General features: G+C 69.2%; 14 protein-coding genes. 9 read left to right on the top strand and 5 right to left on the bottom strand.

From position 1 onward, the window contains the following. The first annotated feature begins 6 nt into the window (after positions 1–6). The gene (locus AC3DET_RS08015) at positions 7–231 is read left to right on the top strand and encodes an RNA-binding S4 domain-containing protein (RefSeq protein WP_337731176.1); all 225 of its coding nucleotides are present in this window, start codon (positions 7–9) and stop codon (positions 229–231) included. 17 nt (positions 232–248) lie between these two features. Here the strand turns inward: AC3DET_RS08015 and AC3DET_RS08010 are convergent, their stop codons facing one another. Together AC3DET_RS08010 and AC3DET_RS08005 are read right to left on the bottom strand one after the other, a co-directional pair. Then, a complete protein-coding gene (locus AC3DET_RS08010; protein ID WP_488391713.1) occupies positions 249–1,301 on the bottom strand; it encodes a COG3904 family protein in 1,053 nt (350 codons plus the stop codon). Positions 1,302–1,528: 227 nt separating this feature from the next. Further along, on the bottom strand, positions 1,529–1,918 hold the full coding sequence (locus AC3DET_RS08005; RefSeq protein WP_446538698.1) for an MAPEG family protein: 390 nt from the start codon (positions 1,916–1,918) through the stop codon (positions 1,529–1,531). Between the two features lie 351 nt (positions 1,919–2,269). Between AC3DET_RS08005 and AC3DET_RS08000 the strand changes: the two genes are divergently transcribed. Together AC3DET_RS08000 and AC3DET_RS07995 are read left to right on the top strand one after the other, a co-directional pair. Beyond that, the gene (locus AC3DET_RS08000; protein ID WP_446538797.1) at positions 2,270–3,226 is read left to right on the top strand and encodes an alpha/beta fold hydrolase; all 957 of its coding nucleotides are present in this window, start codon (positions 2,270–2,272) and stop codon (positions 3,224–3,226) included. A gap of 185 nt (positions 3,227–3,411) precedes the next feature. After that, a complete protein-coding gene (locus tag AC3DET_RS07995; RefSeq protein ID WP_488391282.1) occupies positions 3,412–6,585 on the top strand; it encodes a putative bifunctional diguanylate cyclase/phosphodiesterase in 3,174 nt (1,057 codons plus the stop codon). Between the two features lie 16 nt (positions 6,586–6,601). Here AC3DET_RS07995 and AC3DET_RS07990 read toward each other — a convergent pair whose 3' ends face one another. The 3 genes from AC3DET_RS07990 to AC3DET_RS07980 all read right to left on the bottom strand — a co-directional run bounded on the left by AC3DET_RS07990 (position 6,602) and on the right by AC3DET_RS07980 (position 10,135). Beyond that, complete coding sequence (locus tag AC3DET_RS07990; protein WP_488391281.1) at positions 6,602–7,735, bottom strand: DUF1501 domain-containing protein; 1,134 nt, start codon at positions 7,733–7,735, stop codon at positions 6,602–6,604. 2 nt (positions 7,736–7,737) lie between these two features. Continuing rightward, the gene (locus AC3DET_RS07985; protein ID WP_488391280.1) at positions 7,738–9,132 is read right to left on the bottom strand and encodes a DUF1800 domain-containing protein; all 1,395 of its coding nucleotides are present in this window, start codon (positions 9,130–9,132) and stop codon (positions 7,738–7,740) included. 91 nt (positions 9,133–9,223) lie between these two features. Continuing rightward, positions 9,224–10,135 carry a LysR family transcriptional regulator gene (locus AC3DET_RS07980; RefSeq protein WP_446538702.1) on the bottom strand — a complete coding sequence of 304 codons (912 nt, stop codon included), beginning with the start codon at positions 10,133–10,135 and terminating at the stop codon, positions 9,224–9,226. A gap of 115 nt (positions 10,136–10,250) precedes the next feature. On the opposite strand from AC3DET_RS07980, the gene AC3DET_RS07975 reads away from it, so the two are divergent. From AC3DET_RS07975 to AC3DET_RS07950, 6 genes are all read left to right on the top strand, one after another. Beyond that, on the top strand, positions 10,251–10,664 hold the full coding sequence (locus tag AC3DET_RS07975; RefSeq protein ID WP_488391279.1) for a DoxX family protein: 414 nt from the start codon (positions 10,251–10,253) through the stop codon (positions 10,662–10,664). A gap of 140 nt (positions 10,665–10,804) precedes the next feature. Next, positions 10,805–11,890: an SMP-30/gluconolactonase/LRE family protein gene (locus AC3DET_RS07970; protein ID WP_488391278.1), complete on the top strand. Its 1,086-nt coding sequence runs from the start codon at positions 10,805–10,807 to the stop codon at positions 11,888–11,890. A 10-nt stretch (positions 11,891–11,900) separates the two neighbouring features. Next, positions 11,901–12,407 (top strand): hypothetical protein, encoded by a 507-nt coding sequence (locus tag AC3DET_RS07965; RefSeq protein WP_337731184.1) that lies wholly within the window; start codon positions 11,901–11,903, stop codon positions 12,405–12,407. Positions 12,408–12,428: 21 nt separating this feature from the next. After that, complete coding sequence (locus AC3DET_RS07960; RefSeq protein ID WP_488391277.1) at positions 12,429–12,962, top strand: hypothetical protein; 534 nt, start codon at positions 12,429–12,431, stop codon at positions 12,960–12,962. Between the two features lie 73 nt (positions 12,963–13,035). After that, complete coding sequence (locus AC3DET_RS07955) at positions 13,036–13,680, top strand: MarR family winged helix-turn-helix transcriptional regulator (RefSeq protein WP_488391276.1); 645 nt, start codon at positions 13,036–13,038, stop codon at positions 13,678–13,680. A gap of 91 nt (positions 13,681–13,771) precedes the next feature. Beyond that, positions 13,772–14,548: a hypothetical protein gene (locus AC3DET_RS07950; RefSeq protein ID WP_488391275.1), complete on the top strand. Its 777-nt coding sequence runs from the start codon at positions 13,772–13,774 to the stop codon at positions 14,546–14,548. Positions 14,549–14,568 lie beyond the last annotated feature (20 nt).

The raw sequence follows: 14,568 nt of genomic DNA, 5'->3' as shown, positions 1-14,568 counted from the left end.
GCGCGCATGCAACGTATCGATTTCGAACTTGACCGCGACCACGTGGAACTCAACCAACTGCTCAAGCTGGTCGGCATTGCCGACAGCGGCGGCCAGGGCAAGGCCATCGTGGCGGCGGGCGAGGTCGCCGTGGATGGCGTGGTGGAATCGCGCAAGACCGCCAAGATCCGCGCCGGCCAGGTCGTCCGCGTCGGCGATGCGGAGATCCGCGTGGTCGCCGGTCCCGGCTGAGCCTCAACGCGAGCGGGTCAGGGCGCGGTGCCCGATGCGTCGCCGGGTTCCAGCGCTTCTTCCGCGTCGGCCATGCGGTCGAACTCCGACAACGGACTGTCGGCCGGGCATTTCGCATCGGGAAACTCGAAACGCTCGCGCAGGGTGAGACCGCACGCCTGCATCTGGTCCAGGTCCTTCCCCGCCGCTTTGCACTCGCTGTCGAAGCTGCGCAGGAAGGCGTCGCGGCGCAACACGAAATCCTCGCCGCAGCGGCGCATCAGCTGCAGGCGGTCGAGGTCGTCCTGGGCGGCATTGGTGCCATCCAGGCCGTATTCCTGGAGCTCGTCCTTGCTGAGCAGGCGCAACCTGCGGTTGGGCACCGTCATCATCAGGTCGGCGACCGCGACCGCCACGCCGTTGCGCGACAGATAGTCCTTCACCCGGTCGTAGACGCCGCGCAGTTCCTCGTTCAGTTCGCTGCGCGTGGTCGCCGTGGAACTCATGCGGATGATCCGGTGCACGCCGACCTTGCCGGAGATCATCCGGTTGTCGCCGGCACCGAGCACGAACACGCAGGCACTGTGGCAGACCGAGCCTTCGCGCACCCAGATCGTCCAGCCGCCGCCGCCGATCGCATCGCCCGCCTTGATCGCGTCCTCCACCTGCCCGCCGGCCGAGTCCAGATCGAGGATGCGCTTGTGGATGGCCATGCGCTCGGCGATGTCGGCCACCCGCGAGACCAGATCGGTGAAGTCCGCCGCGATCTTGCCCTGGTAACGCAGGCGCAGCACGCCGCCCTTCTGGCATGCCGACAGCGCATCGACCACGCTGAAGAACGCCAGCGATTCCAGCGGCTCGCCATCGCCCTGCTTGGTGTTGTAGTCGGCGCGGCAACTGACCCAGGCCTTGCCCGACTCGACTTTCGCCAGCGGCCAATCGGTAGGCAGGCCCTCGCGGGAGCCACTCTCGGCAGGCGCGCCACGCGCAGGCGACATCGGTCCGGTGGACACCGCACCGTCGCCACGTTCAGCCTGCTGCGAGGTTGTTTCCGCTGGCGGTGCGGCGTCGGTGGCCGGCGCCTGGGCCATCGCATCGGGCGCATCGCCGTCCGCCTCGCGCGCACCACAGCCGGCCAGCACGAGGCTGGCGGCGAGCAGCAGGGACAGGGGAAGGTGCAGGGTGCGGGACAACATCCGGTCGATCAGGGCGCGACGCCTGCGCACGAAGGCACGGGCATGGGTGAGGGTCGGCCTAGTCTAGTGTCAAACCCGCGGCGCGGGCCCACCGTGCGATGAACCCACCGTCCGTGGCGACGTCACAGCAACGCCCAGAGTACCTGCAGCAGGCCCCACAGCGAGACGGTCCAGACGATGGTACGGAGGTACGGCACGCCCGCCGCGTACAGCGGCACGTAAGCAAGACGCGCCCAGAAATAGCACTGCGCGCCAAGCGCGGTGCCGGCGTCGCCACGATCGAGCGCCACCACCGCCAGCGTGGCGGCAGCGAAGAACGGGAAGGTCTCCAGGAAGTTGCGCAATGCACGATCCATCCGTGCCGCGGCGCCCTCCAGCGGCGGCAGCACGGCATCGCGCGCACCGACATTCCACTTCAGCCCACGTTGCCGGGTGGTCAGCGCGGCCCCCAGCAGCACATGCGCCACTCCCAGTGCGATGGACCAGGCGAGCATCTTCAGTTCGATCGGCATGGTGGACGGCCTCGTGCAAGGTCCGCCCACTCTAGCGCAGCCCCGCGCACGCCTGCGCGCACCTGGCGGCTGCAGTCTTCGCCGTAGTTCGCGGCTTGCACGCGGCGCTGGCCCAGGCGCTTGTTGTAGCGCGATGGTGCCGGACGGATCGGCGAAACCTTCGCAGGCTGACGGCGAGCACGCCGCTGCGCCACGGCGGTGCCATCTGCGCACGCGGGTGCAATCGGCACGCCGCCCCCGATGGGAAGGTGGAGGCCCTACCGCACCGCGACCCCGGGTCGCCTTCACCGGACCGGAAGCATGGCCCTGCCACCCTCCCCGCATGACATAGACCTGCAACGCCGGCACGTGATGCTGGCGGGCGCCGCCGTCACCGCCGCCGCGCTGCTGCCCCTGGCGGCGTGCAGCCGCCCGCCGGCGGCTACTTCCGCGACATCCGCGCTGCCTTCCCCTCCCCCCGCCATCGAGAGAACCACCATGGGCCTGTTCACCACCAAAGACGACGTGCAGATTTACTTCAAGGACTGGGGTCCGAAGGACGGACCTGTGGTGACCCTCAGCCACGGATGGCCACTCAACGCGGACAGCTGGGAATCCCAGGCCTATCACCTGGCCGCCAACGGCTTCCGCGTGATCGCACACGACCGGCGCGGCCACGGACGTTCGAGCCAGCCCTGGGACGGCAACGACATGGACCACTACGCCGACGACCTGGCGCAGCTGATCGAACACCTGGACCTGAAGGACATCACGATGTTCGGCTTCTCCACCGGCGGCGGCGAAGTGGCGCGCTACATCGGCCGCCACGGCACCAAGCGGGTGAAGAAGGCCGGCCTGGTATCCGCTGTGCCGCCGCTGATGGTGAAGACCGAGGCCAATCCCGGCGGCCTGCCCATCGACGTGTTCGACGGCATCCGCGCCGGCCTGCTGGCCAACCGTTCGCAGCTGTTCAAGGACATCCCCTCGGGACCGTTCTTCGGTTACAACCGCCCCGGCGCGAAGCCGTCGCAGGGCGTCATCGACGCATGGTGGCTGCAGGGCATGATGGGCGGGCACAAGAACACGTACGACAGCATCAAGGCGTTCTCGGAAACCGATTTCACCGAGGACCTGAAGAAGTTCGACGTGCCGACCGTGATCATCCATGGCGACGATGACCAGATTGTCCCGATCGATGCCGCCGCGCGCGCGTCGGCCAAGCTGGTGAAGGGCAGCCAGTTGATCGTCTACGCCGGCGCCCCGCACGGCATCACCGATACGCACAAGGACAAGCTCAACGCCGACATGCTGGCGTTCGCCAAGGCCTGACGGCCCGAGCAAGGCCTGCGCGGTCCGCACAGCGCGGGCCGCGCACCGGCAGCCGATCTGCCGGGCCGGATCACCCATTGCACCCTCCGTGCTTGCGGGTAGGCGGCGATTTGGGTATCACAGTGCGACGGGGTGTCGGCCCCCAGGGGACAGCATTGGCGATACACCAGGACCTTTGGCGGCCCGTGCACTGGGCGCAACGCTTCGCGGCGGCGTTCGCGTGGCTGTTGGCCGCCACCTTCACCCTGGTGAACATCGGCGGCGTGCACTTCGTCGACGACAGCGTGCCGGTGATCGGCGTGATGGTGGCCATCGCCACCTGGCGCAGCGAGCAGCGCCCGGTGCGCCTCGCCGTCGCCGGGCTGCTGGCGGTGCTGTTCCTGCTGCACCTGTGGCATTTCCATGCGCTCGGCACCTGCCTGGTCCTGGCCGCGACCGCGATCATCGTATGGACGCGGTTGTGGCGCGGCTTCTGGCCCGAGTTCGTCATGCGCGTATTCGCCGCGGCGCTGCTGCTGCTCGCCGTGCAGCCGGTGCTGGGCGCGCTGCAGCCCGGCGGCGTGGCCGAGATCGGCTGGTCGGTCGCGCTGTCGGCGCTGGCGATGTTCCTGCTGGTCTATACGCCATCGCTGCGCTCGGGCCGCACGCTCGACGCAAGTACCGAACTGGTCGCCTTCGTGCTGGCGTTCGCGGCGCTCGCCCTGATCGGCTGGCACGTTCCCGGCAGCCTGGTCGGCAAGATGGGCGTGGCCTATCCGCCCATGCGGCCCATCTCCACGCTCTGCGTGGCGCTCGTGGCGCTGGCCCTGCTGCTGCGCCAGCGCGAACAGGAACGTCCGGCGTGGATCCTGCTGACCGTGGTCACCGTGCCGTTGCTGCTCACGCTGCTGCAGACGCTCGGGGGCATCGTCACCCCGGCGAATGCCCTCCTGCATCGGCTCGGCTGGCTGCCTCGCCTCACCACACCACTGATCGGAGGCTATACCGACTACGGCGTGCTCACCGCATGGCTGGCGGTCGCCGTGCTGCCGCAGGCACTGGAGCGCTGGGAAAGCCTGCGCTGGGGCATCACCCGCGGTCTGGGCATCGCGATGGCCTCGGTCGCCGGCATGGCGGCGCTGGGCCTGCTGATCCAGTTGCCTTATCACCGTGAAGGCCTGTCGATCTACCAGGTATCGCTGACCGCATCGGCGCAACTGGTGGCGGTGGGCCTGGCACTGGCGGTGGCGGGCGAAAACTCGCTGCGCCATCGCCTGCTCGGCGTCATGCCGATGGCGGCGGCGCTGCTCCTGGGCGGCATGTACTGGGTCGCCGCGACGGCCGATCGCGATGCGATGGCGCGCCGCGTGATGGAAATCCAGACCGCCAGCGCCACGCCCACCTTCCTGCGCGGCATGGAACTGCGGCGCGGTGCATTGCGCCAGTTGTCCGCCGCGCTGGCCGCGGCCCGGCCGGACGCCGCCGAAGTCCTCTTCGACCAGCATGTCGAGGACATGGTGCGCGTCTACGGCGCATTCCGTGTCGTACGCAGCGTGGGCGACGACGGCAGCGAACTGCGGTGGGTGCGGCCTGGCTTCGATGCCCCCGCGGCGCCCTCGCCCGCCGGGCCGGTGTCGGAAGAAGGCCACCTGCAATCGGTCCCCGGCGGTTGGTGGCTGACCGTCGATGTCGCGGGGCGGCGCACGCAGGCCTTCGTCGCGCTGGATGACTTCGTCACGACACTGAGCAAGGCCGTGCTCTCGGACCGCCCCGTGCGCGCGACGGCCGAGGGCATGGCCACGGTGGAACACGGCCAGCCCGCGGGGGCGCCGCTCTCGGTGCAGACGGTCTCGCTGCCGGGCCACGACGTGCAACTGGAAATGTGGTCGCCGCCAGCACTCAGCTCGTTCGTGCTGCCGCGCGCCCTGGTGGTGGGCGGCCTTAGCAGCGGACTGCTGATCGCGTTCGTGCTGTTCCTGCTCGAACTCTCGCGGCGGCGCTCGTCGGAAGCGGCGGAGACTGCGCGTTCGCTGCTGCTGGAGACCGAACGCCGCCTGGATGCGCAGCGGCGGCTGAATGATGCCGCCGCGATGGACAGCGCCACCGGCCTGCCGCGTTTCTCGGCCCAGGCCAACCTCATCACCGAGAGGATCGCAACACCCTCCATGTCGGGCCACGGCCTGGCGATCATGGACCTGGACGGCTTCGGCATGGTCAACGATTCGTTCGGCCACGACGGCGGCGATGAAGTGCTGCGCCGCATGGGCCAGCGCATTTCCGCGGCATGCGGCGAACAGGGCTTCGTGTACCGCTACGGTGGCGAGGGCTTCCTCGCGCATTTCGCCGACATCGACATCGACCAGCTCACCCGCATCGCCGAAGACATCCGCCGCGCCGTGGGGCAGCCGATCGCGCTGTATTCCACGCATCCCTCCTTCACCGTCACGGCCAGCATCGGCCTGGCCCATTCGCCCGAACACGGCGTTGACCTGCAGACCCTCCTGCGCAGCGCCGACGATGCCCGGCACCTCGCCAAGCGCGCAGGCCGCAACCAGGTGCGACTGCCTTCCGCCAGCACGCAGCAGGAAGCCAACGACCGCCTGAGCCGCGTGACCGCCCTGCGCGAAGCCGTCGCCCGCGGCCAGTTGCGGCTGGCGTACCAGCCCGTGGTGGCAGGCGACACGCTGCAACTGACCGGATTCGAGGCGCTCGCACGCTGGCGGCATCCCGCTTGGGGCGAGGTGCCGCCATCGGTGTTCATCCCGCTGGCGGAAAGCGCGGGGTTGATGGAAGACATCGGTCATTTCGTGCTCGAACAGGCCTGCCAGCAGCTGTCGCGCTGGCGTGCGATGGGGCTGCGCACGCTGGGCATGGCGGTGAACCTGTCGCCCAGCCAGCTGGGCCAGCCCACGCTGGCGCCGTGGATCGCCGACTGCCTGCAGCGCCACGCACTGCCCGCCAACGCACTGACGCTCGAACTCACCGAGAGCGTGCTGGTGGAAGACATGGGCGCCGCACAGCAGATGCTGCAGTCCCTGCATGCGCTCGGCGTGCAGCTCGCGCTGGATGACTTCGGCACCGGCTATTCCAGCATGTCGTACCTGCAGCGCCTGCCGCTGGACATCATCAAGATCGACCGCAGTTTCGTTGACGGCATCGCCGCGGAAAGCACCGACCGCGCCATCGCGCGCACCATCCTCGTGCTCGCCCACGAGATGGGCCTGCGCACCATCGCCGAAGGCGTCGAGACCGCCGAACAGATGCACGCCCTGCAGCAGATGCGTTGCGACGAGATGCAGGGGTATTTCTTCGGCCGGCCGATGGAAGTCGAAGAGGCCACCGCATTGGCGCGCGGCGAGCTGCGCCAGGCACAGACATAGCCGGGCGCGTTTCGCCTTATCCGCGCAGCAGGCCCCTCATCGCCGTCGCAGCGTGGCTGTCCGGGAAGACGCGGGCCTCCAGTGCCGATGTCGCGATGCCCAGGTGGTCACCGATCACGCCTTTGAACACGCTGCGCAGGTCGGTCGTCGCACGCAGGTCGCGGCCCTCGTTGAGCTGTGCCGGTGCCAGGCCTGGCCAGTCGCCTGCGATGCGCCCTCCCGCCACCGCCCCGCCGGCCAGCATCGCCAGCGTGCCGGTGCCGTGATCGGTGCCGCCGGTGCCGTTGACGGCGGCCGTGCGCCCGAACTCGGTCACCACCATCACCACCGTGCGCGCCCAGAGCGCGCCGATGCCGTCATGGAACTGGCGCAGGCCCTGGTCCAGTTCGGCCAGCTTGCGCGCCAGCACCGGCCCCTGCTGCGCATGGGTGTCCCAACCGGTGTTTTCGACAAAGCCGATGCGCGGGCCATCGGGCGCGGCCATGAAGCGCGCCGCCGCCGCCATCGCCTGCGGCAGGCGCGCCACGTTGCCGCCAGCCTGCATGGCCTGCGCCGCGACCGCCTGTTCGAACGGCTGCGCGAGCTGCGCATCGGCGGCGTAGAGCGGTTGCAGGCGCTGCAGCAGGATCGGATTGACGTCTTCCGGCAATGGCGGCGACCACGTCGTCGCGTCGGCCGGCCCGCGCAGGATCAGCGGCATTACCGTGCCGACCGCAAGTGCACGCGATGACGGCAACGCGGCGACGCAGCGGTTGAGCCAGCCGTTCGAGGCCCCACCGCCCGCGGCGGTGCCGCTCTCCAGGTTGTCCTGTGCCTCGAAGTGCGAGCGCAGCCGGTACGGCGGTGCCACGGCGAGCACCGGCAACCATTCGCGACGGGCGTGGAGTTCATGACTGAAGGCCAGCGCCGGATGCAGCGCGAAATCGCCATCGAGCCGGCGCGCATCCTTCACCATCAGCGCCCCGCGCATGCGCGCCAGCAGCGGGTCGCCGACGGGGATCACCGCGTGCAGGCCATCCAGCCCGCCCCGCAGCAGGACGACCAGCAACCGCGTGTCCTGCGCATCGGCGGCGCCTGCCAGCCGCGGCCACAAGCTGAGCGTGGTCGCGGCACCGCCGGCCGCGAGGAAATGGCGTCGGGTCAGTTTCACTGTCAGCTCCTCCACTGGAAGGCGGGACTGGCGAACAGCAGCGCCAGCCCTTCGCGCGGCGATTCGGCGCGGCGCAACGCCAAAGCGGTATCCGCACCCAGCTGCGGACCGAAGACGTCTCCGGCGACGCGCAACGGATCCGGGCCGGCGCCCGTCGCGGTTTCGGCCAGCGTCTGCGCGGCCTGGATGCGCTTCCATACCGCATCGGCGCCACTCCATTCCGCCGCATCGTCGGCGAAGCCGGCGGGCGAGCGCGGCGTGAACGGCGGTTGCCCCAACTTTCCCAGCAATCCGACCAGCGCGCGCGGCTGCTCGCCCGGCAACGTGCCGGTGCTGCGCAGTGCCGACACGACGAACTCGTCCGGTGTCTTCAGCTTGCGTGCGTCGGGCGCCCAGGCGTCGGGGCTGTCGATCATCGCCGCGTACACGGCGCGTAATGCACCGCCGCTGCGCTCCCACGCCCCTGCCATGCGATCCACCAGCGCACGTGGCGGTGCGTCGCTGACGAAATGCCGCGCAAGCTTGCCGCAGACGTGGCGCGCCGTGGCGGGGTGCACCGCCAGATCGCGCAGGATGGCGCGGCCCTGGGCTTCGCCCTCCGCCGCGTAGCGACGCCCGAGCACGTCGCGCGTGCCCGCTTCGTGCGCGTTGGCGCGGAACCGGAACGCCGTCGCGGCACCCGCCCCGGCGTCGCGCGGCAACGGCACGCTCCAGCCGGTGATCGCGCGCGCGAGTTCGCGCACGTCCTCCTGGGCGTAACCGCCATCGACGCCCAGCGTATGCAGTTCCAGGATCTCGCGCGCGAGATTCTCGTTGAGGCCTGTGCGCGGCGCATCGTCGTCTCCGTCTTCCCGGCGGCGACGCGCGCGCTGCGCCAGGCGCGACTGTTCGCCCATCGACCGCACGTTGTCCAGGTAACGCAGCATCGCGGGGTGTTGTTCCACCGCGACAAGCAGGTCGGCGAAGGTACCGGTCACGTGCGGGCGGATCGCTTCGCGCTCCATGGGCGCGGCATACAGGGCCGCCGTTCGCTTGTCCGCGGAGACGGCGAAGTGGTTCGACCAGAACCGTACCAGCCGTTCGACGAAGTCCTGTCCGGTGGCGACCGCCTGCCGGTAGCGCCAGCCGAGTTCGTCCAGCTGCGATCGGGCGAAACGTTCGCGGAACCCCATTGCCGCATCGCGGTCGCCATTGCGAGCCGCGCGCCGCGCACGCAGGTAGTCGTATTCCTGCCGAAGGTAGTCCACGCTGGTAGGCAATGCGGCGCGCGGCGCGACGGCTGGCGCCTCGAGCTGGGCATGCAGCCAGCCTCGCGGGTCGTCGACCTGCGCCAGCGTGCCGGGTCGCGCGCCCAGGCCGAAGCGGTTGGCGGCGCTGATGGTTTCGCGGCGGATCATCGCGGAGTTCCGTGGGGCGATACTCCTTCCAACGCGCGGCCCGCATCCGCGTTGACACGCTCCACGTATCGTCAGCGATGTCGAAGCGGTTCTACACGACTGGAGCGCCGACCTGGCCCTCGCGCAATTGCGCCATGAACGCGCGTCCCGCCGGGCCCGGTGGCGTGTCCTTGCGCCACACCGCGCGCATCGGCATCTGCGCGTAGCGTGGATCCGCGTCTGCGATGCGCAGGCGTTTCAGGCGGCCCGCCGCGAGGTCCTCTTCGACGATGTGCATCGGCATGTGGCCCCAGCCCAGCCCGGCGCGCAGGAAGGCATGCTTGGCGCCAAGGTCTGCAAGCCGCCACGTCAGCGGCGACTGCACCGCGAAATCGCGACCTGCCGTCAGCGGTGTGCGATCGGTGAGCACCAGTTGCACATGCTGCACCAATGTCTTCGTCGGAACGGTGCCGCGGATGCCGGCCATTGCATGCGCGGGCGCGACCACGGTGACGAAGGGCACCGACACCAGCGGCTCCACTGCCAGCACGTCCGGCAGTTCCGGCAACGAGCCCACCACGCCGATGCGGCAAGTGCCGTCCAGCACCGGCTGGATCACGCCGCCCAGCACTTCCACGTAGAGCCGCAACGGCGTGTGCGGAAACGCGATGCCGCTGTGCGCGGCGGCGCGCGTCAGTGCGTCCATCGGGAACATGACGTCCACCGCGACCGACAGTTCCGGCTCCAGTCCCTCGGCCATGCTGCGGGCACGCGCCTTGAAGGTGTCCATGTGCCCAGCCACCGCGCGCGCTTCCACCAGCAGCGCACGGCCGGCGTCGGTGAGTTGCGGGTAGCGGGCACGGCGGTCGAACAACGTGACGCCCAGTTGCAGCTCCAGGTTCGCCAGCGTCTGGCTGACCACCGACTGCGCACGCCGCAGCTTGCGTCCTGCGGCGGAGAAGCTGCCCTGCTCGGCGGCGGCAATGAAGGTGCGCAGCTGGTCCAGGGTGACGGCATCGAGCATCTATCGCTCCAAACGATGGATTTCATCGAAATATATAGGCTTCCGGGATGCATGGCGACGGCCTAACCTGCGCTCCGTACCCGCTGCACCCACCACCCCATTCCTGGAGTCCACCATGTCCACCGTTACCGCCACCCCGACCACCACCCGCGTTCCCGCCCTGCGTGGCGCCGCCGACCTCATCGGCCGCAGCCTGCTCGCCTCGCTGTTCGTCATCTCCGGTCTCGGCAAGCTGGCCGCCTACGCCGGTACCGCCGGCTACATGGAGTCCGTCGGCGTCCCCGGCGCCCTGCTGCCGCTGGTCATCGCGCTGGAAGTGCTCGGCGGCCTGGCCATCATCGCCGGCTACAAGACCCGCATCGTCGCCAGCATTCTTGCGGTGTTCTCCATCGCCAGCGCTGTGCTGTTCCACAGCAACCTGGGCGACCAGATCCAGCAGATCATGTTCCTGAAGAACGTCGCCATCGCGGGTGGTTTCATCACGCTTGCGGCCCGCGGCGCCGGCAGCTGGAGCATCGACAACCGCTGAATTCGCTCCGCTTCATGTCCCACACCTGGAACGCCGGCACCCGCCGGCGTTCCGCATTCCGGGCCCTGCCCGCACGCCGGTACAAGCGCCCGCCGGAAGCGCATGCCAACGTGGGGACTGACCCGTCCGTGGAGCCGCGCATGTCCGGTCGCCTCCTGCTCGCCCTCGGCCTTGCCATGCTCCCGGCAGCGGGGCCTTCCCATGCGGCGGACGTGGGTCGCCTGCCGGTGACCGCGTTCGCCACGTTGCCGCCCGATGCGCGGCACCCGGAGAGCCTGGACGTCGATCCCGCGAGCGGCGAGGTCTACGTCGGCACCTTCGACGCCCGTTCGCCCGAGACCGACCGCGACAACCAGCTGCTGCGCTTCGGCGCCGACGGCCGCCTGCTGGTGCAACGCCGCTTCGGGGCTACCCCACTTACCGGCGTGGCGTATCGCGACGGCCACGTCTACGTACTCAACTTCGGGGCATCGAAACTCCAGCGGCTGCCGGCCCGATTCGATGCAGGCAGCGCGGTGGAGGATGTCGCAACGTTCACGGCCCTGTCGCCGACAGCCCCGCCTGCACGCCGTGTCGACAATCCGGATGGCAGCCAGGACACGATCACGTATGGATCGGAGGGTTTCCCGGCGATCAACGGACTGGTGTTCGACCGCGCCGGCACGCTGTATGTCTCCGACTCCTTCCAGGGTGCGATCTACCGCATCGCGAAGGCGACCACTTGCCGGCCCTGCACCATCGACGTGTTCGTGCGCGATCCATTGCTCGCGACCACGGGCGCACTGCCGTTCGGCGCGAACGGGCTGGCCTTCAATGCCGACGAATCGATGCTCTACATCAACAACGCCGGCGACGGCCGCGTGCTGCGCAAGCGCATGCCGGACGGTGCGATCGACGTGCTGGCCGACGGTACGTACGGCGCCGATGGCCTGCTCTTCCACCGGGGATTGCTGTGGGTCGCCGCCAACCAGATCGACACGATCGTGGCACTGGACGAACAGGGGCGCGTGCGCCATCGTGCCGGCGACTCCCTGGGCGTGGATGGCGACGGCACACCGCGCGGCCTGTTGTTCCCCGCAGCGACCGCCGTGCAGGGTCGCCGCATGATCGTCGCCAACCTGGCCCTGCCCCTCACCGCCGCGCGTGGCGATGAATGGGAGGAGGACGTCACCCGCTGGAACCTCGTGCAGTTCGATCTTCCCGATCCGCCACCGCCTGCCCACTGAGGAACATCCCATGCTCAACATCACGCCCTTCGGCTGGTTCCACACCGCCATCAGCCTGGTCTCGCTGTTCGGCGGCCTGTACGCGCTGCTGCGCTATCACGACATCCGCTATGCGACGCCGCTCGGCAAGACGTACACGTGGTTCACCGTCGCCACCTGCATCACCAGCTTCTTCCTGATGCGGACCGGCAAGCTGAGCGAGGCGCACGGACTGACCGTGCTGACATTGATCGTGCTTGCGTTTGCGGTGCTGCTGGGGCGCAACGCCGTATCCGGCTCGTGGCGGCACGTCGCCGCATCGCTGGGATTCACTCTGACGGTGTACTTCCACTTCATCCCCGGCTTCACCGAAACGCTCACGCGCGTGCCGATCGGCGCGCCGCTGGTCTCCGGGCCACAGGACCCGCTGCTGCAGAAGCTGGTGGGCGGCACCTTCCTGGTGTTCCTCGTCGGCATGGTGCTGCAGGTGCGCGCACTGCGCCGCGGACGCACGACCCTGGCACAGCCTGCGACCTGAGCCAGCGGACGCGCGGCGGCCATGCTGATCGCGCTGCCGACGCTGGACGCCCTGCTCGCCGCGCACGCGACGTCGCTGGGCGGCGACGCCACCGCCTATCGCCACCACGCGTACCGGGTGGCGAACTTCTACTGGCTGCTGGCACCCGGCGATGCCCTCGCGCTCGAGAAGCTGAGCATCGCGGTCGCCTTCCACGACCTTGGAATCTGGACGGCCGGCACGTTCGACTACCTGCCGCCGTCGCGCCAGCTGGCGCGCGCGCATCTGCATGCCGCCGGCCACGCGGACTGGTGCGACGAGGTCGATGCGATGATCGATGCCCACCACCGGATCCGCGAGCTGCCACCCGGCACGCGGGCCACCGTGGAGGTGTTCCGACGTGCGGACTGGATCGATGTCAGCCGGGGCGTGCGCCGCTTCGGGCTTCCTCGCGATGCCGTGCGCGAGGTGATCGCCGCGTTCCCGAATGCGGGCTTCCACCGGCGCCTGGCGATGCTCACCCTGCAGCGGTTGCGCCGGCACCCGCTGGATCCCTTGCCGATGATGCGCTGGTGACGCGATGGGCCTGTCTCGCCAAGCCGACGAACGGTCGTTGACTTACATGGTTAGGACTCCTAACTTATTGGCCATGATCAATACCCCCTTCCAGCGCAGGCAGGCCACCCGGGGCCTGGAACAGCTCGCCCACCTCGTGCGCGCGCAATCGTGGCGCCAGGATGGCACGCCTTCGCTGCCGCCGACGCAGGCGGCAGTGCTGCGCATGCTGCAGGGCGTGCAGGACGGCCTGCGTGCCCGCCAGATCGCAGAGCGCCTGGGCGTGTCGCCGGCCAGCCTCAGCGACTCGCTGAAGGCGCTGGAAGGCAAACAGTGGATCCGTCGCACGCCAGACCCCGACGATGCGCGCGCGGCGCGCGTAAGGCTGACCTCCTCCGGCTCGCGCATGGCCACGCAGTTGCAGCGCCCGGACCAGGGCATGGGCTCGCTGGTCGAATCTCTGGGCGAAACCGACCTCGGCGCCCTGCTGCGCGTTACCCAGTTGCTGGTGAACGAGGCGCAGGAACAGGGGTTGGCCACCGGCCTGCGGACCTGCCTGGGCTGCGAGTTCTTCCGCCCCTTCGCCTCGGGCGAACCCGGGGCACCGCATGTCTGCGCCTTCCTCGGTACACCGTTCGGCGATGCCGAACTGCGCGTGGACTGCGCCGAACAGCAGCCCGCCGATGACGCACAACGGCTTGGAAGCGTGGCCCGCTTCCGCCAACCGACTCCGCAGTAGGCGGAAACAAGATGGGCGGCGCCCGACTGCAATCGGACGCCGCCCGGTACCTCCCACCCACCCTGCAAGAGCAAGCAAGAGGAATTCGATTATGCGCCAGAACACATCCCGCAAAAAAACATCCGCCACACGCTTCGCACTGGCCACCGCGCTCGCGCTGGTCGTCGGCGGTCTGCAGGCCCATGACGGCACGTCGCACACCGGCGGCATCAAGCCCACCGCCGACAAGGCGGCGGTCGCCGATTTCGACATCGTGCACACCAGGATCACCACCGAGAAGAACATCGCCACCTTCCACATGGCCGTGTCCGGCAAGGCCGGCAAGAGCACGCCCGCCGCCACCGGCAAGCTGGCCGGCAGCGATGTGTTCTCCTACGTGTGGCCGACCACGATCGATCCGTACGAAGTCGGCTTCGAGAAAGGCGCCGGCATCCTGGCGATGGCGGTCACCGCGCATCCGGATTTCGACGACACGCCGCTGTACGACGAGAACGGCGACGGCAAGCTCGACAACGACGGCAACCTCTGGCACAGCCACTGGGTCGTGCTGAAACCGAACGAGGCCTGCGGCCCTGGCGCGCTCGCGGTGGTCGACATTCCCGAAGGCAGCAAGCCACGCCTGCCGAAGACGTGGCCGGGTTTCCCGATCCTGCTCGACAGCCCGGGCTGGAGCCCCACGCTCAATGCCGAGACGGTGGAAGTGAAGGTGCCGTTCGACGACATCGGCGTGGTCACCGCGGGCAGCTTCGACGGCGTCACCGCCGGCCTGCGCGTCAATGCCAGCGTGCATGCGCCGCTGCTGTGCGTGGTGGACGTGTTCAAGGTCGCTTCGGGCAACCTGAGCCTGCCCGGCAAACCCAACCAGTAAACCGCTGTACGCGCCACGCG

Source organism: Pseudoxanthomonas sp. 97-1-1 (assembly GCF_057773125.1).
Note: the sequence above shows the minus strand (reverse complement) of the source record. Positions and strands in the feature narration are given on the sequence as shown.

Excerpts from the sequence above, each read along its gene's own strand:
- AC3DET_RS07950 (WP_488391275.1), top strand. The coding sequence starts at position 13,772 with ATGCGCCAGAACACATCCCGCAAAAAAACATCCGCCACACGCTTCGCA.
- AC3DET_RS07980 (WP_446538702.1), bottom strand. The coding sequence starts at position 10,135 with ATGCTCGATGCCGTCACCCTGGACCAGCTGCGCACCTTCATTGCCGCC.
- AC3DET_RS08015 (WP_337731176.1), top strand. The coding sequence starts at position 7 with ATGCAACGTATCGATTTCGAACTTGACCGCGACCACGTGGAACTCAAC.
- AC3DET_RS08005 (WP_446538698.1), bottom strand. The coding sequence starts at position 1,918 with ATGCCGATCGAACTGAAGATGCTCGCCTGGTCCATCGCACTGGGAGTG.
- AC3DET_RS08000 (WP_446538797.1), top strand. The coding sequence starts at position 2,270 with ATGCTGGCGGGCGCCGCCGTCACCGCCGCCGCGCTGCTGCCCCTGGCG.
- AC3DET_RS07960 (WP_488391277.1), top strand. The coding sequence starts at position 12,429 with ATGCTGATCGCGCTGCCGACGCTGGACGCCCTGCTCGCCGCGCACGCG.
- AC3DET_RS07965 (WP_337731184.1), top strand. The coding sequence starts at position 11,901 with ATGCTCAACATCACGCCCTTCGGCTGGTTCCACACCGCCATCAGCCTG.
- AC3DET_RS07985 (WP_488391280.1), bottom strand. The coding sequence starts at position 9,132 with ATGATCCGCCGCGAAACCATCAGCGCCGCCAACCGCTTCGGCCTGGGC.
- AC3DET_RS08010 (WP_488391713.1), bottom strand. The coding sequence starts at position 1,301 with ATGGCCCAGGCGCCGGCCACCGACGCCGCACCGCCAGCGGAAACAACC.
- AC3DET_RS07970 (WP_488391278.1), top strand. The coding sequence starts at position 10,805 with ATGTCCGGTCGCCTCCTGCTCGCCCTCGGCCTTGCCATGCTCCCGGCA.
- AC3DET_RS07975 (WP_488391279.1), top strand. The coding sequence starts at position 10,251 with ATGTCCACCGTTACCGCCACCCCGACCACCACCCGCGTTCCCGCCCTG.
- AC3DET_RS07955 (WP_488391276.1), top strand. The coding sequence starts at position 13,036 with ATGATCAATACCCCCTTCCAGCGCAGGCAGGCCACCCGGGGCCTGGAA.